This window comes from Terrimonas ferruginea DSM 30193 (genome assembly GCF_000425585.1).
In the GTDB taxonomy this organism is placed as follows: domain Bacteria; phylum Bacteroidota; class Bacteroidia; order Chitinophagales; family Chitinophagaceae; genus Terrimonas; species Terrimonas ferruginea.
Genome location: NZ_AUDS01000018.1, coordinates 108562 through 128624 on the forward strand (window position 1 = coordinate 108562; position 20063 = coordinate 128624).

Genomic DNA, 20063 nt, shown 5'->3' on the forward strand with positions numbered 1-20063 from the left:
GAGAACTTGGGTGCTGGCAAACAGTTCTCCCTTATGTTTTTACGCTATTCTTTACGTTTTGTAGTCTGTATTAGTTTCTGGTGTTACGCCATGATGGCTCACGGTCAGGACAAGCGTCATCACCTGGCCGATGCATCGGTGAACATACCGGTTGGCGACTTTGCCGCTACGCATGTGGCGGGCCTGGGTATCGGCTGGCAATGGTACAGTAAGGGAGTGCCCGATGGAAAAAAAGCAATACCGGTACAGCTGAACTGGCTGGCGGGTGCTGAACTTGCCGGTTATGCAGGCAAAAAAATGACTACAGCGGGATATTCCTTTACCAACAAACCTTACCTGGTTGCGCGTGTGGAAGGTGGCGCGGGCTTTACGGTTACACAGCGGGCGTGGTTGTTTGTGGCGGCAGGTCCGGGATTAGGCTTGTATCGCGGCGATCCGGGGTTTTTATTGACGGCGCAGGCGGGCGGTTATTATTCTTTCGGGGAAAAATGGTCGGCAGGTCCTTATTTGCAATGGGTGCGCGAGCCCCAGACCCGATCGCTTTTTCATACGGGAATTAAAGTGGGAAGAGTGTTTTAAATTCAAAAGTAAAAAGTCAAAAATCTCAATGATCAATGATGAATCGTGAATGCCTTTTATTCCTTGGTTCGTGCATACACGAACCAAGGCTGTTGGATTCACTGGCTTAAAACTTAATACAGCTGTTTATTAACTCGTCGGGCTCAGATCTGCGCTGAGACCTGCTTTCAGGTATTCGCTGTTCAGGCGGGCGATGTTGGTGATGGAAATCTCTTTCGGACACACCGCTTCGCAAGCGCCGGTATTGGTGCAGGAACCAAATCCTTCTTTATCCATTTGTGCCACCATGGCGAGGGCGCGTGTCTTGCGTTCGGGGCCACCTTGCGGCAGCAGGGAAAGATGCGACACTTTCGCTGACACAAACAGCAGGGCTGAAGAGTTTTTGCAAGCTGCGACGCAGGCACCGCAACCGATACAGGCGGCCGCTGCGAACGCTTTGTCCGCTTTTTCTTTTTCAATAGGGATGGCATTACCGTCAACCGAAACACCGGTGTTCACCGATACGTAGCCACCAGACTGAATAATCCGGTCAAAAGCGGTACGGTCAACGATGAGGTCTTTCAATACGGGGAATGCATTGGCGCGCCAGGGTTCAACGGTGATGGTATCGCCGTCTTTGAAAGCGCGCATGTGCAACTGGCAGGTGGTTGTACCATGCCAGGGACCATGCGGGCGTCCGTCGATATACATCGAGCACATGCCACAAATGCCTTCGCGGCAATCGTGGTCGAATGCGATCGGCTCTTTTCCTTCCTGGATCAACCGCTCGTTCAACACATCAAACATTTCCAGGAATGACATTTCAGAAGAAATATCAGTAACGGAATAGGTTTCAAACCGGCCTACTACGTTCTTGTTTGCTTGTCTCCACACTTTGAGTGTGAGGTTCATTGTATAATGTTCCATAATGAGGAATGTGAAAATTTGAAAATGTGCCCCGACTTCGTCGTGGGCCGTGTGAAAATGATTATCATTTTCACGTCAATTTATTATTCCCTGCATCTTTCCGCCTTTCGGTTATACCGATTGCCTGGCAGATAAAATGATTCGCGATAACAAGCGCTTTAACTCAAGCGCTTGTTCTTTTAAAGAACTGTTTTCAGGATATGTTTCACTCCTTTCACATATCAATAACCAATAAATACTCTCGCTTGTTTCCTTCGCTGCGATTTTCATTTTGTGAATAAAATCCGCGCGACTCTCTGCGTCCTGCGCCTCAAAAACATTTGCGCCTATCGCTGTTCCGCTTCTAAGCAATTGATTAGCTACGGCGTATTTATGACTCCGGCTCAATAAATCACAAAATCTTATGATATCTGTAGCAAAGGCTAATGACTTGTCGACTATTAAATTTTTCCGGTTAGACATTTTTACCTGCAATCTTTCAATTCGGTAAAAAATCACCAAAGGAAAACCACGTTTATAAAGAACTATTTTTCTCCCTACACATTTACAAATGGCCCCCGACGAAGTCGGGGCACATTTGCACATTACTTGTAGTTCCGCTGGCTCGGCTTAATCACCTCATACTTCAACTCCTCCTTGTGCAACTGCCAATTACTTTCGCCTTTGAATTCCCAGGCGGCGACATACATGAACTCATCGTCCTTACGCTCTGCTTCGCCATCGGGTGTCTGGCTTTCCTCGCGGAAGTGACCACCGCAGCTTTCATTGCGCTCAAGTGCGTCAAGGCACATCAGCTCGCCCAGCTCGATGAAGTCAGCCACGCGGCCGGCTTTGTCCAGCTCGGGGTTCATTTCGTTGATGGTGCCGGGTATGCGTACGTCTGACCAGAATTCTTTTTTCAATTGTTGTATTTCCGCGATCGCTTCGGTGAGACCTTTTGCATTGCGCGCCATACCACATTTTTCCCACATGATCTTGCCCAAACGTTTGTGGAAGCTTTCCACACTTTGCTTGCCTTTGATAGACATCAGCCTTTCCAGACGGCCCGCTACTTCTTTCTCCGACGCTTCAAATGCTTCGTGCGTGGTGGGAATGGCTTTCGTTGCAATCTCGTCGGCAAGGTAGTTACCGATCGTATAAGGAATAACGAAGTAACCATCGGCCAGTCCCTGCATCAGCGCAGATGCCCCGAGACGGTTGGCACCGTGATCACTGAAGTTGGCTTCACCTAATGCATACAAACCTTTTACGTTGGTCATGAGCTCGTAGTCGACCCACAGACCACCCATGGTATAGTGAACCGCAGGATAGATGCGCATCGGTACTTCATAAGGGTTCTCACCGGTGATCTTCTCGTACATGTCGAAAAGGTTACCGTATTCTTCTTTCACCACTTCTTTACCCAGGCGAACCAGCGTGGCTTCATCCGGATTTTCGATACCGAGTTTGTTGGCTTCGGTACGTCCGTATTTATTGATGAGGTTGAAACGGAAGTCGAGGTAAACCGCTTGTTTGGTGGTACCTACCCCGTAGCCGGCATCGCAACGCTCTTTGGCAGCGCGGGAAGCTACGTCACGGGGAACCAGGTTACCGAAGGCGGGATAACGGCGTTCGAGATAGTAATCGCGCTCGTCTTCGGGAATATCGTTGGCTTTGCGGGGATCGTCTTTTTGTTTGGGCACCCAGATACGGCCGTCGTTGCGGAGCGATTCCGACATGAGGGTCAGTTTGCTCTGGTGATCGCCGGTAACAGGGATACAGGTTGGGTGAATCTGCGTGAAGCAGGGATTGCTGAAATAAGCACCCTGGCGGTGTGCTTTCCAGGCAGCCGTAACGTTGGAACCCATGGCGTTGGTAGACAGGTAGAATACGTTGCCATATCCACCGGTGCAAAGCAACACGGCGTGACCGAAGTAACGCTCGAGTTCGCCGGTTACGAGATTGCGGGCTATGATACCACGGGCTTTGCCATCGATCTTCACGATCTCGAGCATTTCGTGGCGGGAATACATTTTTACATTGCCAATGGCCACCTGGCGTTCCAGCGCCTGGTATGCACCGATCAGCAACTGCTGGCCGGTCTGACCTGCCGCATAAAAGGTACGTTTCACCTGCGTGCCACCAAAAGAGCGGTTGTTCAGCAGGCCGCCGTATTCACGCGCGAAAGGCACACCTTGTGCCACGCACTGGTCAATGATATTGACACTCACTTCGGCCAGTCGATGTACGTTGGCTTCGCGCGCGCGGTAGTCGCCTCCTTTGATCGTATCATAAAAAAGACGGAAGACCGAGTCCCCGTCATTCTGGTAGTTTTTTGCAGCATTGATACCTCCCTGAGCAGCGATAGAGTGCGCGCGACGGGGAGAATCCTGAAAGCAGAACGCTTTAACCTGGTAGCCGAGCTCACCGAGTGAAGCCGCCGCCGAAGCACCGGCCAGACCGGTACCAACGACGATCACTTCCAGTTTACGTTTATTGGCGGGGTTTACCAGTTTGCAATGGCCTTTATAGTCAACCCACTTTTCTTCTAATTTACCAGCAGGGATTTTTGAATCTAACATAATCAATTTGAAGATTTGAAAATTTGCAAATCTGAAAATCAAGGCCGGCTGTTAAACCCAGCCGAAGTAGAAGCTTACCGGCATCATCGCGAACGCCAGCGGTACGATAATAGAGAACCCGGCTCCGAGTCCCTGGATCAGTTTGATGTATTTGTGGTTGCTCAGCCCCAGCGTGCGGAAGGCGCTCTGGAAGCCGTGCAGCAAATGCCACGCGAGAGAAATACAACCTATCACATATAAAGCAACTACCAGCGGATTGTCGGTAAATACCGCTACCATTTCACCATAAAGATTGTGGTATTCTTTACCATCGATAAAGACCGGTTCAAGACCTGTAATGCGGGAAGGAACCCAGAAATGTGCAATGTGCATGATCAGGAACAGCAACAGCAACGTGCCGAGCAGGCCCATGGACTTGCTGTACCAGGTGCTGCCACGGCTTCCCATTTTCACATTGTACCCGATCTTGCGTTTCGCATTGTTCTGCGCAACCAGTACAAATCCCTGAATGATGTGGAGCAGAAAACCAGCAAAGAGACCGATTTCCAAAATTCGCGGAACAACGTTTGCTCCCATGAAATGTGCGGCTTTGTTGAACATTACACCATCGTCCATCGCCCAGATACAGGCATTAAGTCCAACGTGTACAACGAGAAAGGCGATCAGAAAAAGACCCGACAAACTCATGATGATCTTCTTGCCGATTGATGAAGTAAAAAATTCAGACCATTTCATACGTAATCAGAGGATGATGATAAAATTTTGGCAAATTTACTATTGAATGACGAAACAATGACAAAAACTTTCCTATAGGGCCGGGAATGCCACCGGTAACCTTGCCGGTATCGTTATTCCAACCGCGCCTGCTGCTCTCCGTCTATCTTTTTAAACAGGTGAAAAGGTTTGTAGGTACGCCAGTTCAACAGCTCTACCAGCTCAATATAACGGTTCAGATGTTTCTTGCGGAAATCATGTTGCGTTGCCTGCGGCATGTTGAGACACACAATCCAGCCATCTTCATCTGCCAGCTCTTCGAATAACTCTTCGTAATAATCGGAGGTATCACTGTGAAAGTTCAGCACATTCTCTGCAATGAGGATGAATTTGTGAATGCCCTCGTACATGAATTTCTCGAGCACTTCCCTTTTGAGTACTGCAATATCATTTTCGATGGCATCGTTCCACTCGCCGATCAGTTCGATGATGGCATATTCTTCCTCATAGTCCGCCAGCAATACTTTCAGGTAAAGCGTGCGGCTGCCGAAATCATCCCATTGCGGATGGATGTAATAGTTGTAAACAGTTTGCGAAAACTCAAACTCAGAATACGTGCGGTCAAAAAAGGGAGAAAGTTTATCCTCTTCACTCACGTAAATGTGACGCCAGTTATAAAATGGTTCTATATCATGCATAGGCGGTAATCGCCTGCAAAGATAACAAACTTTCTCCCTCGTATTTCCCCAAAAAACCAGTTAAATCTGGCTGAGCAGCCAGGTCCGCAGCGCATCATATTCCGGTTCCATTTCAACGCTGTTTTTCGGACGTCCCACCAGGTCTTTGACCGCTTCCGGCCATTCAATGGGTTTACCCGTCACCTTTTCCACTGCTTCCGGGAATTTGACCGGATGCGCCGTTTCCGCTACCCAGCCGCGCTGGCCCGGATGCGACTCCAGATAACGTTGCAGCGCCAGGAAACCCACCGCACCATGCGGATCGCACAGGTATCCGTATTGATTATAAACGGAACCAATCGTTTGCAGGGTTTCCTCATCTGTAATGGTGGCCGCTGAAAGAAAATCTTTCAGTTCATCGTAACCAAACAGTTCCAGTATGCGTACAAAATTGCTGGGATGCCCTACATCCATCGCATTGGACAAAGTAGACACCGCTTGTTTTGGTTTGAGTTCACCGGTAGACAGGTAGTGACTGGCAATATCGTTGACATTGCAGGCCGCGATAAAATGGTTGACCGGCAACCCCGTGCGCGCCGCCAGGATGCCCGCGCAGATATTACCGAAGTTGCCGCTGGGCACGGCTATTACCGGCGGTGCCTCGCGGTGAGGCCATTGCTTCCAGGCAAAGAAATAATAAAATTGCTGCGGAAGCCAACGCGCCACATTGATCGAGTTGGCCGAGGTAAGGAATAATTGCCGGTTTAATTCTTCATCCGCAAATGCCTGTTTTACCAGTCGCTGGCAATCATCGAAACTGCCATTGACTTCCAGCGCGCGGATATTTTTTCCAAGCGTTGTCAGTTGTTTTTCCTGCACCGGGCTCACTTTTCCCGAAGGGTAAAGGATAACCACCTCTACTCCTTCCACACCATAAAATCCACTGGCTACTGCCCCACCCGTGTCGCCCGATGTGGCAACGAGCACCGTTACTTTTTTGGTTTCATTACGTAAAAAATAACCGAGGCAGCGGCTCATAAATCTTGCGCCCGTGTCTTTGAAGGCCAATGTGGGTCCATGAAAAAGTTCCAGCGAGTACATATCTTCTGTTACTTTAACCAGGGGCACGGGAAAGCTGACTGTTTCCGAGACGATGCGTTGCAATTCATTTTCCGGAATGCAATCACCTACATAGGGCCGTATCACCCGAAGCGCAATTTCTTCATTGGAAAACTGCTCTATGTTTTCAATGAGTTCTTTATCGACGGACGGTAATGTTTCGGGGAAATAAAGTCCTTTGTCCGGCGCCTGGCCTTTGATGGCCGCTTCACGGAAACTGACCACCGGCGATTGACGGTTGAGGCTGTAATAGTTCAACGTTTATCAATTTTGAGGAACGCATGGTTCCGGATTATTCAATAATGGTAACGCCGGTTTTGCTGATGGTCGTTACATACGTGTGATACGCGATGCCCAATCGCTCGTATACTGCCTGCATGGCGGCTTCAACTTTTTGTGCCGTGTGCTGGTGTTCACTCAGCATAAAAATAGAGGGGCCTGAACCGGAAATGCCTCCGCCCAAGGCGCCTGCTGCGAGACAGGTTGTTTTTACTTCATCAAAACCCGGTATCAGTATGCTGCGTACCGGCTCGATGATCACATCTTCCAATGAACGGCCGATAAGCTGGAGATCGTTGGTAAAAAAACCGGTAACGAGTCCCGCAATATTTCCCCATTGACGGATGGCATCTTTGAGCAACACCTGTTGCCGCAGGATCTGGCGCGCATCCGATGTACGCACTTCCACCTGCGGATGCACGACGGTCACCCACAGATCAGGTGCGGGAATGGAAAGAATATCGAGCGGATGAATGCTGCGGATAAGACTGATACCGCCGAGTATGCAAGGCGCAATATTGTCGGCATGTTTGACTCCCGCGGCGAGTTTCTCTCCATGCATGGCAAGTTGTACCAGCTCATCACGGCTGAAAATATTTCCCAGTAAATGATTGGCGGCAACGGCCGCGCCCGCCGCACTGGCTGCGCTGGAACCGATACCGCTGCCGGGCTTGATGCGTTTTTCCATCACCACCTCAAATCCCTGCGAACTGCCAGCCTGTTCCAGTGCTACTTTGAACACCACACCGGCTACGTTCTTATCAGGATCGGTTGGTAAATTGTATTCGTCGCGGTTGTGAATAATGATACCCGGCTGATCGGTGAGTGTGACCTCCATGATATCGTAAGGCTCTTTCAACGCGAGGCCCAATATATCGAAACCACAAACCAGGTTGGCAACGGTGCCGGGGCTGTGAACGGTAATTTTTTTCATGAAATAATTTTACAATTTGCAGGCCCGGATGATATCGGCAAACACACCGCTGGCAGTTACTGCTGCACCGGCTCCCGCTCCTTTCACCACCATCGGCTGATCGGTATAACGATCGGTATAAAATAAAACGATGTTGTCTTTTCCATATAAATGATAAAGATCATGTGCCGGATCGATATGACGGAGGCCGACGGAGGCGCTTCCCTGGTCAAAGCTGGCCACGAACTTCAAAATACAACCTTTGGCCTTTGCCTCTTCATACAACGCGCGGAAATGCGGTTCTTCTTTTGCCAATGCCTTGTAAAAATCTTCCACGCTTCCCTCATTGCAGGACGCGGGCAGGAAAGAATTGTTGGTGATCTGTTCCATTTCCATGTTCTCACCGGCTTCGCGTGCGAGGATCATGATCTTGCGCATGACATCCGTGCCGCTGAGATCGAGGCGCGGATCGGGTTCGGTATAGCCTTCGTCCTGGGCCTGGCGCACCACTTCTGCAAACGGACGGCTGCCGTCGTAGTGATTGAACACAAAATTGAGTGTGCCGCTGAGTACGGCATCGATGCGGCGCACACGGTCGCCGCTGTGCGTAAGATCATTGAGCGTGCCGATGATCGGCAAACCGGCGCCTACATTGGTTTCGAAAAGAAAACGGCTGTTGAATTCTCCGGCGAGTTCTTTCAGGCGCTGGTAATTTTCATACGCTGAAGATGCCGCGATCTTGTTGCAGGCAACCACGGAAATACTTTTCTGTAATAATTTATCATACACGGAAGCTACCTTTTCATTGGCCGTTACATCCACAAAGATGGAATTGCGCAGGTTGCGCGCGATGGCTTCGGACACAAACTGATCGATGTCTGCAGGCTGACCAGCTTCGAGTTCTTCGCGCCATTTACCTAAATCGATTCCTTCTTCTTTTATCAACCGGTGACGGCTGTTGGACAATCCGGCTACACGTACCTGCAGGCGCAGGCGTTGCGACAAAACAGCGGCCTGCTGCTGCAATTGTCCGATGAGTTTGGCACCAACATTACCGGTGCCCGCGATGAAGAGGTTGACCTGTTTATAAGTAGTTTCAAAAAACTCTTCGTGTAAAACGTTGATCGCTTTGCGCACGTCGCGTGTGGCGATTACGGCTGAGATATTTTTTTCGGAGGAACCTTGCGCAATGGCGCGTACGTTAACGCCGTTGCGCCCCATGGCGCTGAACATGCGACCGCTGATACCGGGGTGGCTCTTCATGCTCTCGCCGACCAATGCCACGATGGAGAGATCCGATTCAATGAGCAGGGGGTCAACTTTCTGCAAAGCAATTTCGTTGGCAAATACGGCATCAACGGCTTGTTTGGCGCGTGCGGCAGAAGCGGCATCCACAGCCACGCAGATCGAATGTTCGGATGAGCTTTGTGTGATCAGGATAACGTTGATCTTTTCGCTGCTCAATGCTTCGAACAGGCGTTTGGAGAACCCGGGAATTCCCACCATGCCGCTGCCTTCGAGACTCAGCAGGGCAATATTGTTAATGCTGGAAATACCGCGTACGATATCACCGTTGCGTGCCGCCGATGATTCGATCAATGTACCGGGATCCTGTGGCGCGAAGGTATTCTTGATCCACACAGGAATGCCTTTGTTCATCACCGGTTGAATGGTTGGCGGGTAAATCACTTTGGCACCGAAATGCGAAAGCTCCATCGCCTCCTGGTACGTGATGCTGGGGATGATGCGTGCATTGCCGGTAAGACGCGGATCGGCCGTCATCATACCGCTTACGTCTGTCCATATTTCGAGTACGTCGGCTGCCAATGCCGATGCAAGAATAGCGGCGGTATAATCCGATCCGCCTCTGCCTAATGTAGTAGTGATATTGTTTTTATCGGCCGCAATAAAACCGGGCAGAATGAACAAACGGGAATAATCGCCGGTGAAGAAGGCTGCGATCTTTGTATTGGTAACAGTGAAATCAACTTCGGCATGTGTGAAGGCGGAGTTGGTGGTGATGAGTTCACGTGAATCTTTCCACTCCGCTGCGGTTCCCAGCGCGCGGAAAGCTGCGGCAATGATCTGTGAGGACAACCATTCGCCATAGCTGCCGATGCGGTCGCGGGAGCGCGCGGTCAACTCTCCAAGGAGAAAAATTCCGCTGCAGATATCTTCTATTTCGTTGCAGCTTTTTTTCACGAGACTGAGCAACTGGCTCTGGCTGGCAACGGGAATGAGTTGTTTGACGGCATCCATGTGCCGTTGTTCGATGGTTACTAATTTCTCCTTGTATGTTTCATTGCCTTCGGCAGCGAGTGCGGCTGCGTTGAGTAGAAGATCGGTAACACCACCCAGCGCAGACACTACAACAACTGTTGTATCTTTTTGCGCAGCAGCTTGAACGATAGAAATGACCTTACTGATATTCTCTGCATTGGCTACGGAAGTACCGCCAAATTTTAGGACCTGCATGTATGCTTGATATTAAAGATTGAGCTGAAAAAATGAGTACGTAAAAACGGGCTGTGGGATGAACACCTTTGTCGGTGATTGCAGCAAATTTGCCCCTGGGGTGGTATGAACAAGTACAATCCGCGTTAGCGGATCGTAATAATTGTTGTTGTTGTAATAGTGCCGGTAGCAACAATAGCAGCCGGGAGAGCTGCTATTGAGAAAATGATATGTTGATTGTTGCGTACCACTATTGTATTAACGTGGTACAAGATACAAGCTAAAGTTTAATAAACAACAGCTCAGGCAAAAGATTCTGCTGCTTTTTTTACGCTTCCGTATTTTAATAACAATGCTTTGGCTTCTTCGTAATCTTCGAGCTGAATTCTTTCCATCAGCATGCGTGTGCCTCTGTCAACCAACTTATCGTTCGTTAGTTGCATGTTCACCATTTTATTGTCTTCTACTCTGCCGAGTTGTATCATGGCCGATGTAGAGATCATATTTAATACGAGTTTTTGTGCGGTGCCGCTTTTCATGCGTGTGCTGCCTGTAACAAATTCGGGGCCCACTACTACTTCTATCGGAAAGTCGGCTGCTGCGCTGATGGGTGTATCGGGGTTGCAGGAAATACTTCCCGTAACGATGCCGCGTTTGCGGCATTCGTCTAATGCGCCGATAACGTAAGGTGTGGCGCCGCTTGCGGCGATACCGATTACCACATCTTTTTCATTGATGCCATGCACGTCGAGGTCTTTCCATCCCTGTTCGCGGTCGTCTTCTGCAAATTCAACGGCGGTCGTGATCGCTTTTTCGCCGCCGGCGATAACGGCCACCACAAGTCCGTAAGGAACGCCGTAAGTGGGAGGACATTCACTTGCGTCTACAACAGCGAGACGTCCGCTGGTGCCGGCGCCGATATAAAAAAGGCGGCCGCCCATCAGCATTTTATCACTGACAACTTCAACTAATTTTTCAATCTGGGGAATGGCTTTCGCTACGGCCTGTGGCACTACCTGGTCTTCTTTATTGATGTTGGTAAGCAGCGAAGCGATCGACATTTTTTCGAGATGGCGGTATTGGCTGGGCTGTTCTGTAATTTTTTCAAATGCCATAAATGATCCAAGTTCTGTTTAACGGTGATAAGCAATAAGGCCGCTCATGGGTTTCTGCAATACTTTTCCCAATTCGAATTCATAGCTCTGGCAAAGCTGGGCCAGCACATCGCGGAATCCGTAAGCGACACTGCCCGCGAAGTTCACAGGAAGTTTCCATGTTTCGCGGTATTTACACAAATGTGTGAAGAAAAAGTCATTAAGCCCGTCTTCGATGATATTTTCTATCATATAATGACCGCGGTTTTCTGCAAGGAAGTAAGTAAATCCTGCCAGATAACGGTTCGGTAAGGGCTTTTTATAAACGTTTTCGAGTATTTCCGTGGCATTGGTCATGTACGTGAGGTCAAACCTGCCGCGTAATTCATCGTCAAATGTGCCGTATAAATAATATTGCAGGACTTTGCGGCCTAAATAAGCTCCACTGCCCTCATCTCCCAGCACATATCCGAGTCCGGGACTGTTGCGCATGATCTTTTTGCCATTATAATAACAGGAGTTGGAGCCGGTGCCCAGGATGCAGGCGATACCTTTATCCGGTCCGCACAGCGCACGGGCAGCGGCCATCAGGTCGTGCGTTACTTCCATGTAAGCGTCCGGGAATACATGTTTTAATGCCTTTTTAATCAGTTTTACATTGTCAGGATTGGCGCAACCCGTACCATAATAATAGATCTCGTCTACCTGTACATTTTTGAGTTTAGGGGACAGTTCCTTCAGCAGGAGGTCACGGATCTGCTCGGTATTGAGAAAGTAGGGACTGATTCCCTGGGTATTGATCGTTTTAACTTTCCCCCCGTTCACAAGGCTCCATTCTGCTTTTGTGGCTCCGCTGTCGGCTATGAGTTTTATGGAAGACATTTATAGATATTGTCGTTAGTAATGAAAGGTTTGCAATGATAAAACACAAACGAGGAACTGCAAACTATAAACTTTTATATATTTTGCGACAAATTTCAGTAAAGTTAGACGATGGGAACTAAAAAATTGCAGGTTTGGCTGCCTCTTCTGTTTGCGGTGGTCATGATTCTGGGGATGTTTTTCGGATACAGACTGGGCAACAAAGGCAGTTCGAACGGCTTCTTTAAAACAGATAAACACACTTCCCTCCAGGAAGCGTTGGATCTGATCCGTTCCCGCTATGTTGACTCCGTTAATCTCGATTCCATTCAATCCGGCGCTATTCAGGATATGATGTCTGAACTGGATCCGCATTCGGTATACCTTCCGCCTGTTGAGCTCAAAGCCGCTAATGAAGACCTGGCCGGCAACTTCGAAGGCATCGGTGTGCAGTTCAATATATTCAGTGATACCGTCAATGTATTATATGTAATGCCTGGTGGTCCGAGTGAAAAAGCAGGACTGGAGATCGGCGACAAACTATTGCGCGTGGACGATTCATTGCTGACCGGACGTGGTATCACCAGTGAAAAAATCCGTCAGCTGATCCGCGGACGCAGCGGATCAAAAGTGATCCTCGATATCCTCCGCGGTACACAACGACTGAAAAAAGAAGTAACCCGCGGCAGCATTCCCGTGCCATCGCTCGAAGCCTATTACATGGTGGATGCCACGACGGGTTACATGAAACTGACGAAGTTTACCGAAACCTCTTATGAAGAATTTATGCCGGCGCTCGAACAACTGAAGAAAGAAGGTATGACGAGCCTGATCTTCGATCTGCGTGGCAACACGGGCGGATATATGAATGAAGCGGTGGAAATGGCCGATGAATTTTTAAGTGGTGATAAATTGATCGTGTATACACAAGGCGCCAATAATCCGAAACGTGAATACAAAGCCCGTCGTCCGGGTTTATTTGAAACCGGCAAGCTGGTGGTATTGGTAGATGAAACCTCGGCCAGTGCCAGTGAAGTACTCGCGGGTGCGCTGCAGGATTGGGACAGGGCAACGATCGTTGGCAGACGTACATTTGGCAAGGGACTGGTGCAGGAACAATATCCCCTGAGCAACGGAGCGGCGCTTCGCCTTACGGTGGCACGTTATTATACACCACTTGGCCGCAGCATCCAGCGCCCGTATGATCATGGCAAAAAAGATTATATGGATGAGGTATGGAAACGCTATTCAAATGGCGAGATGTTCTCTGCCGACTCCAACAAGATCAACCACGGTCCGCAGTACCGCACACCGGGCGGAAAGATCGTGTATGGCGGTGGCGGGATCATGCCGAATGAATTTGTGGCATTGGATACGGCCACTTATCCCGCACGCATCAACAATATCTTTATCAGCGGAAGATTTGAAAGCTTCGTGTATCAATATTACCTCGCGCATAAAAACATTCTCGACGGTTATAAAAATGCGGGACAATATATCCGTGAATTCAATCAACTGGATAATATGTGGTCGCAGTTCACGACTTATATGGCAAAGGATTCTGTGCAGGCCTCGCAATTGAATGCGCGTCAGCAGGAAAGTCTGCGTTTTCGCCTGGAAGCAAACCTGGCACGGTTCAGATGGCGTACAAGTGGTTATTACCAGGTGATGAATAATGAAGATGTGGCGTTTCGTAAAGCGTTGGAGCTGGTGAAGAAGTAATAAGTTTTAAGTGCTAAGTTATAAGTGAAACAGCCGGTGTAAGGTATAAGGTGTAAGGTGTAAGGTATAAAGTTTGAGGCCGGTATTTTCGAGCCTACTATCTTTTCATTGACGATTGACCATTCACCATTCACGTACTCACCTATTGACAAAAGCCCGGCCAATGCAGATGCAATGACCGGGCTTTTTTACTTTTGAATTGTACCTGTGCGGAAGCGCTCCGTCTTAACTCATCCCTAAGTTAAAGAACTTCCGAAGCGTCTTCCACACGGGTTTGGGGGTATAATGCCTGTTCTTTTTCATACATTTTATCCCACCATTTCTTTTCCAGGAAATACGATACAACGAGGCCCAGGCCACCGCAGACAGCTATAAGGGCGAAATAGATGGCAACATTTGCATCTCTGTCCACATAACGTCTACCGTTAAATTCATTGTATTGCTGTGGCAAAATATGGCGGTCGAGCAGAAAAGCCAGGAACAACCCAAGCCCTGCGCCGATCAGCAACATCGCCCAGCGCATATTTCTGTAAGGAGTCGGGCGCTCTATCCGCAAGCGGGGATTCATTCCTTTTTCGATCATGGCGAGGTTTTGACGTGTTTTAAGGTAAAAGATTCCAAAAATGGTGGCAAAAGCACCAACAAACATACACATGAGTACTATTGCTGCTCCGGGATTCATATCTTATCGTTTAAAAGTGATTGTTTAGAGGTAAGACTACGCGGGTTTTCGTGTGGTTACACGAAAACAATTAAAAATTCAAAAAGTAAAAAGTCAAAACAGCCGGTTTTAAGTAATAAGTAATAAGTCATAAGTGATAACAGGAGCCTAATATCCTATTTACCATTCACTTATTGCTTTATTGCCTGCTCATGCGCATTTCTTATTTTCACTTTCAATTCGGAAGCTTCAGCATCAAATCACCAAATTTTCAAATTATCAAATTTTCAAATTATTTCTCTGTAACCATAATTTATCAACCCGCGTCTAAATCCGCAGATGTCTACAGGTGTGAATGATAACGAGTTGATTGCCCGTGTAAAGGCGGGCGACCAACAGGCTTATGCGGTAATTGTTCAACATTACCAGGGTTATGTTTTTACCCTGGTGCTCCGCTACGTGCCCAATCGTGAAGATGCCGAAGAAGTAGCACAGGATGTTTTTATCAAGGCCTACCGCTCACTCGCCGATTTCCGCGGCGAGGCCCGCTTCAGCACCTGGCTCTACACGATTGCGCGCACGACCTGCCTGAGTTTTTTGCGGCGCAAACAACAACCGGTTCATTCACTCGATCAACCGGGCATACAGGAAGCCGCTTCGCAATTAAGCACCACCGGCATACCCGGCATCGAAATAAAAACAAAGAACGAACTGCTCCGGCGCGCTTATGGCTTGCTGAACACAGACGATTCAACCATACTTACGTTGTACTACCAGGCAGAACAAAGCCTTGACGAAATTGGTCGTATCTTAGGGATAGAACCCAATGCTGCCAAAGTGAGGCTACACCGCGCACGAACGCGATTGAAAGAAAAAATGGTGCAACATTTTCCGCGAGAGATAAAAGATTTATCCTCATTTTAAATTAACGAGCGATGGATATGAAGGAAAATATTGAATTACGCATCTGGAATTTTGTCGAGGGCACTTGTTCCCACGATGAAAAAGCAGCCGTGCAACAACACCTGGACACCGATCCGGAATGGCAGCGTATATTCCTTGAGGTAAAGGAAATGCAGCAGTTGCTTGCGCAGGAACCGGAACTTCCCTCCCTGCGTTTTACTAAAAATGTGATGGAAGAAATCACCCGGCAGCAAATTGCGCCGGCCGCGCAGTCCTATATAAATAAACGGATCATCTGGGCCATCGGTATATTCCTGGGTACCATCATCGCCGCTACGCTTGCTTACGGGTTCGGACAAATGAACTGGAAAGACAATTCAGCACCTGTTAAAGAGTTTAAACCCCTCGCCAAACTCGACAATATCGATATCAGCAATATCTTCAGTGACAACCTGGTGAATGGTTTCCTGTTGCTGAACATCATTCTGGGTCTCTTTTTCCTTGACCGCTTCCTGGCCAATAAAAGAAGGAAACATCAATCGGGTGGCTTCTGATTATCACACTTTCAAATCTTCAAATTACCAAATTAGCCCAAAAACTTACCTTTGCCCCGGCCAAAAGCCTAAGCAATGGATATAAAAAACAACATACTCGAAACGATTGGCAACACGCCCCTGATCCGTCTCAACAAAATAACCCGCGACTTTCCCTGTACTGTCCTGGCGAAAGTTGATTACTTCAACCCCGGCAATTCGATCAAAGACCGCATGGCACTGAAAATGGTGGAAGTGGCCGAACAGGAAGGTAAACTCAAACCCGGCGGCACCATCATCGAAGGCACCAGCGGCAACACCGGCATGGGCCTCGCACTCGCCGCCGTTGTTAAAGGCTACAAATGCATTTTCGTAACCACTGATAAACAATCCAAGGAAAAAGCAGATATCCTGAAGGCTGTAGGTGCCGAGGTGATCGTATGCCCGACCAACGTGATGCCCGAAGATCCGCGCAGTTACTACAGCGTGGCGGCAAGACTGGCAAAGGAAGTTCCCAATTCCTACCACATGAACCAGTACGACAACCTGGCCAACCGTCTTGCCCACTACGAAACCACCGGCCCGGAAATCTGGAAACAGACCGATGGCAAGATCACTCACCTGGTATGCACGGCCGGAACCGGCGGCACCATCACCGGAACAGCACAATACCTGAAAGAAAAAAATCCGAACATACAGATTTGGGCTATAGATGTTTATGGTTCTTTGCTCACAAAATACTTCAATACCGGAGAGGTAGACATGACCGAAGTTCATCCCTATATCAGCGAAGGTTTTGGTGAAGACTTTGTGCCGAAGAACTACGATATGAGCGTGATCGATCTCTTCGAGCAGGTGACCGATAAGGACGGCGCGGTGATGGCCCGCCGCCTGGCCAAAGAAGAAGGTCTGTTTTGCGGTTACAGCGCCGGCAGTTGTTTCCAGGGACTCACCCAGTTGAAAAGCAGACTGAAGGCCGACGATTTGGTAGTGGCCATTTTCCACGACCATGGCAGCCGCTACGTAGGTAAAATTTACAATGATCAGTGGATGATCGAAAGAGGTTTCCTCGATGTAAAAACATTTAAAGATGTGGTTAGCGCACGTGGTTCACAACGCCTGATCAGCCTCACGCCCGATCAGACCATTGCCGAAGCCGTGGAACTGATGAAAAAGTATGATATTGAACACATTCCGGTAATTGTTGAGAATACTGTGGCAGGTTCCATCAGCGAAGGCGGTCTGTTTCAGAAGATATTCGATAATCCGGACCTCAAACATTCCTCCGTGAAAGACGTGATGGAAGCGCCCTTGCCGGTGGTGGCGTTTGATACAGCGGTAGAGAAATTGAGTCCGCTTATCAACAAGGGAAATGGCGCGGTTTTGGCGAAAGATGAGGCAGGAAGTTACCACATTGTAACCAAGTACGACATACTTCACGCATTAGGAAAATAACTAATACGGATACACAATAAGCAGAAAAAGCCTTCCGATAACGTTCCCGGAAGGCTTTTTTCGTAAAAATACGGTAACACAAGGGGGTATAATCACCCCGCTAAATCGGTTCTTTACGCCCGGATGTGGGAATTACTGATGCAAAAAAATCGAGCAATAATGCTCTATGGTGTTAAAGATTACATAACTATTTTTGTATCAGAAGTTGATTGATTACTAATTATCAATCTAATCTGAAGTCCAATTCCAAATGAATTAAAACCATCCAAGTAAAAACCAAGTATCCGAAAAACCAGTAAAAATCCAGTATCAGTCAACTTCTTTCCTTTTGAAACCCGTTCTTAGAAAATAGTCCAGAAAAATCCAATTACCGAAGAAAGACTTATCCAACATCCGAAAAACCAAAGATTGAAATCCAAGACCGAAGAAAAACCAGTCCAAATCCAGAAAGACCAAAAAATCCAATTCCAGACGAAAAATCGTCCGATCCTTTCCTTGAAGACAGTTCTTTAGTCACCGTGTCCAAATCCATGAAAAGATTATTTTAATTCCGGAACCCCTCCTGCTAAAATCAACTTTTAGCAGGAGGCGCGGTGATTTTCAGCCGGTCTTTTATCTTCCGCATTCGTCCCCCATTTTTCCTTATTCTTATTGTAACGTAATTTGCCCGAAAACTGCCCTATGCAGGTAACTGATCAAACCGGCAGCCTCGTTGTATTATCACGTCCTGTGCAACGGATTGTTTCGTTGGTGCCCTCACAAACCGAGTTACTGGCGGCGTTGAACCTGGACGAGCAGGTGGTGGGCATTACCAAATTCTGTGTGCATCCGGAAAACTGGTTTCGCACCAAAACGCGTATTGGTGGTACCAAACAGGTACATCCCGACCGTGTGCGCGCACTCGCTCCCGATCTGATTATCGCCAATAAAGAAGAAAATGTAAAAGAACAAGTGGAAGCGCTGGCCGCGGAATTTCCCGTCTGGGTGAGCGATGTGAACGATCTCCCCTCAGCGCTTTCCATGATCCGCGACATCGGCATCATCACCGATCGCGGACAACCCGCCGGGCAACTAGCGGATAAGATCGCAACTGCATTTGCAAAACTGGCCTCCTTTCCTCCGAAAAAAGCAGCTTACCTGATCTGGAAAGAACCTTATATGGTGGCCGGTGGCGATACCTTCATTAACGACATGCTGACACACGCAGGTTTTGAAAATGTTTTTGCTTCGCAAAACCGCTATCCCGCCGTGTCTGAAGAAGCACTGCTCAACAGCAATGCCGAAGTTTTTCTTTTTTCTTCCGAGCCCTACCCTTTCCGTCCGCAACACCTCGAGACATTTCAGCGCGCCGGGCGCACCTGCCTGCTGGTTGACGGCGAACTGTTTAGCTGGTACGGCAGCCGCCTGCTACAGGCTCCCGCTTATTTTTCTATCTTGCAGCAACAAATCAGCCAGGCAGCGAATGGGGTTCATGGAACATAAAAACAATGTGGAATTAAAAGAAAGTGACCGGCCGTCGCGCAAGAAATTCCTGTATCCGGTTAGTGTGCCGCTCAACAACTACCTCAAATATCACGGGCGGGAAGTGACCTTGCCCGTCGCCCACCGTGATCTGCTGAACTTTACCTGGACCATTCCGATAAAAGACAAACAAGGCAATCCCACGCATTGGGAAAAAGCGATCTACGATACGCGCGACTGGGAATATCTGCGTGAAGGGCTCGTGCGCATTTACGCGGTATTAAAAACAGAAGGAGATCTCACCTTTATCGATCAGTTGGATGTGGCGCGCATCGACTATTGCACATTCGGCAACTCCATGCCTTTCCGCATCCGCATCGTCAATAAATTCAACGCCAATTACGACCACTACTATATCAAGATCACCGATGCCTCGCGCATTTACGGTTTGGAGCTGGAACACATTCTTTCGCCCAACCGGATCACTTTTTTTACACATGGGTCAACGCTGGTGGAAGAACATATTCCCGGTATTCCGGGCGATGTGTTTATTAAACAGGAACTCGGCAAACCGGAAACCAACAAAACACGTCTCGCGAAAGAATTCGTAAAGTTCAATGAACGTTGCTTCGTACGGTTGCTCGGCGATATGCGCAGTTATAATTTCGTGGTGGAGGTAACGCCTGATATCGAAGACTATCAATACCGCATCCGCGCCATCGACTTCGATCAGCAGGTATATGAGGGACGGAAGAACATGTATCTTCCGCAATTCTTCAAGGAAAATAATCCGCTGGTGCAAATGACACTGCAGCAGCTCAACAAAGAATCGATCGACCAATACCAGGCGGAAGAACGTTCGGCCATGGCTTTCCGTGTGGCTGCTTCAAGATTCCGCTTGATGGATCTTTTCAATATCATGTCGCGCGATATCATTTCCACGCCGGAAAAAACCGACAACCTGCGTCAGGAACTGAATGCGTATTTTAACACCAATGCTTTCGACCGCTGCCGTTCAATGGGACAGATATTAAAGGTCCACCTCAAACTCATGTTGAAAGACAACCTCCTGTTGATCCAGGAAAAAACACGCCGGCTTAAGAATAAGTAGTAAGTAGTAAGGTCATAAGTACTAAGTATTAAGTACTAAGTATTAAGTATTAGGTTTTAG

At 48.3% G+C, this 20063-nt stretch carries 18 protein-coding genes; 7 read left to right on the top strand and 11 right to left on the bottom strand.

What is annotated here, in order from left to right:
- Positions 1 to 33 precede the first annotated feature (33 nt).
- Positions 34 to 579, top strand: a complete 546-nt coding sequence (locus H608_RS0106820) for a hypothetical protein (protein WP_155990077.1) — start codon at positions 34 to 36, stop codon at positions 577 to 579.
- 129 nt (positions 580 to 708) lie between these two features.
- On the opposite strand, the gene H608_RS0106825 is transcribed toward H608_RS0106820, so the two are convergent.
- From H608_RS0106825 to H608_RS0106870, 10 genes are all read right to left on the bottom strand, one after another.
- Positions 709 to 1485, bottom strand: a complete 777-nt coding sequence (locus H608_RS0106825) for a succinate dehydrogenase/fumarate reductase iron-sulfur subunit (RefSeq protein ID WP_038007523.1) — start codon at positions 1483 to 1485, stop codon at positions 709 to 711.
- A 111-nt stretch (positions 1486 to 1596) separates the two neighbouring features.
- The gene (locus H608_RS0106830; RefSeq protein ID WP_028787020.1) at positions 1597 to 1947 is read right to left on the bottom strand and encodes a four helix bundle protein; all 351 of its coding nucleotides are present in this window, start codon (positions 1945 to 1947) and stop codon (positions 1597 to 1599) included.
- A 122-nt stretch (positions 1948 to 2069) separates the two neighbouring features.
- The gene (locus H608_RS0106835; RefSeq protein ID WP_028787021.1) at positions 2070 to 4046 is read right to left on the bottom strand and encodes a fumarate reductase/succinate dehydrogenase flavoprotein subunit; all 1977 of its coding nucleotides are present in this window, start codon (positions 4044 to 4046) and stop codon (positions 2070 to 2072) included.
- 51 nt (positions 4047 to 4097) lie between these two features.
- Positions 4098 to 4781 carry a succinate dehydrogenase cytochrome b subunit gene (locus tag H608_RS0106840; protein WP_028787022.1) on the bottom strand — a complete coding sequence of 228 codons (684 nt, stop codon included), beginning with the start codon at positions 4779 to 4781 and terminating at the stop codon, positions 4098 to 4100.
- 113 nt (positions 4782 to 4894) lie between these two features.
- Positions 4895 to 5458 carry a hypothetical protein gene (locus H608_RS0106845; protein WP_028787023.1) on the bottom strand — a complete coding sequence of 188 codons (564 nt, stop codon included), beginning with the start codon at positions 5456 to 5458 and terminating at the stop codon, positions 4895 to 4897.
- A gap of 60 nt (positions 5459 to 5518) precedes the next feature.
- A complete protein-coding gene (gene thrC / locus H608_RS0106850; protein ID WP_028787024.1) occupies positions 5519 to 6814 on the bottom strand; it encodes a threonine synthase in 1296 nt (431 codons plus the stop codon).
- A 34-nt stretch (positions 6815 to 6848) separates the two neighbouring features.
- The gene (locus H608_RS0106855; RefSeq protein ID WP_028787025.1) at positions 6849 to 7769 is read right to left on the bottom strand and encodes a homoserine kinase; all 921 of its coding nucleotides are present in this window, start codon (positions 7767 to 7769) and stop codon (positions 6849 to 6851) included.
- 9 nt (positions 7770 to 7778) lie between these two features.
- On the bottom strand, positions 7779 to 10223 hold the full coding sequence (gene thrA, locus H608_RS0106860) for a bifunctional aspartate kinase/homoserine dehydrogenase I (RefSeq protein WP_028787026.1): 2445 nt from the start codon (positions 10221 to 10223) through the stop codon (positions 7779 to 7781).
- Between the two features lie 281 nt (positions 10224 to 10504).
- A complete protein-coding gene (gene murQ, locus H608_RS0106865; RefSeq protein ID WP_028787027.1) occupies positions 10505 to 11317 on the bottom strand; it encodes an N-acetylmuramic acid 6-phosphate etherase in 813 nt (270 codons plus the stop codon).
- A gap of 18 nt (positions 11318 to 11335) precedes the next feature.
- A complete protein-coding gene (locus H608_RS0106870) occupies positions 11336 to 12178 on the bottom strand; it encodes an N-acetylglucosamine kinase (protein WP_038007527.1) in 843 nt (280 codons plus the stop codon).
- A 111-nt stretch (positions 12179 to 12289) separates the two neighbouring features.
- Between H608_RS0106870 and H608_RS0106875 the strand changes: the two genes are divergently transcribed.
- Complete coding sequence (locus H608_RS0106875; RefSeq protein ID WP_028787029.1) at positions 12290 to 13879, top strand: S41 family peptidase; 1590 nt, start codon at positions 12290 to 12292, stop codon at positions 13877 to 13879.
- 241 nt (positions 13880 to 14120) lie between these two features.
- Here the strand turns inward: H608_RS0106875 and H608_RS21540 are convergent, their stop codons facing one another.
- Positions 14121 to 14561 carry a DUF6249 domain-containing protein gene (locus H608_RS21540; RefSeq protein WP_051268105.1) on the bottom strand — a complete coding sequence of 147 codons (441 nt, stop codon included), beginning with the start codon at positions 14559 to 14561 and terminating at the stop codon, positions 14121 to 14123.
- Between the two features lie 318 nt (positions 14562 to 14879).
- Between H608_RS21540 and H608_RS0106885 the strand changes: the two genes are divergently transcribed.
- The 5 genes from H608_RS0106885 to H608_RS0106910 all read left to right on the top strand — a co-directional run bounded on the left by H608_RS0106885 (position 14880) and on the right by H608_RS0106910 (position 20003).
- Positions 14880 to 15464 carry an RNA polymerase sigma factor gene (locus H608_RS0106885; protein ID WP_028787030.1) on the top strand — a complete coding sequence of 195 codons (585 nt, stop codon included), beginning with the start codon at positions 14880 to 14882 and terminating at the stop codon, positions 15462 to 15464.
- A 17-nt stretch (positions 15465 to 15481) separates the two neighbouring features.
- Positions 15482 to 15997, top strand: coding sequence for an anti-sigma factor family protein (locus H608_RS0106890; protein WP_155990078.1), 516 nt, complete (start codon positions 15482 to 15484; stop codon positions 15995 to 15997).
- A 75-nt stretch (positions 15998 to 16072) separates the two neighbouring features.
- Positions 16073 to 17431: a pyridoxal-phosphate dependent enzyme gene (locus H608_RS0106895; RefSeq protein ID WP_028787032.1), complete on the top strand. Its 1359-nt coding sequence runs from the start codon at positions 16073 to 16075 to the stop codon at positions 17429 to 17431.
- 681 nt (positions 17432 to 18112) lie between these two features.
- Positions 18113 to 18913: a helical backbone metal receptor gene (locus tag H608_RS0106905; protein ID WP_028787033.1), complete on the top strand. Its 801-nt coding sequence runs from the start codon at positions 18113 to 18115 to the stop codon at positions 18911 to 18913.
- Positions 18903 to 20003, top strand: a complete 1101-nt coding sequence (locus H608_RS0106910; RefSeq protein WP_038007605.1) for a hypothetical protein — start codon at positions 18903 to 18905, stop codon at positions 20001 to 20003. Before H608_RS0106905 ends, H608_RS0106910 begins: the two co-directional genes overlap by 11 nt.
- The last annotated feature ends 60 nt before the right edge of the window (positions 20004 to 20063 follow it).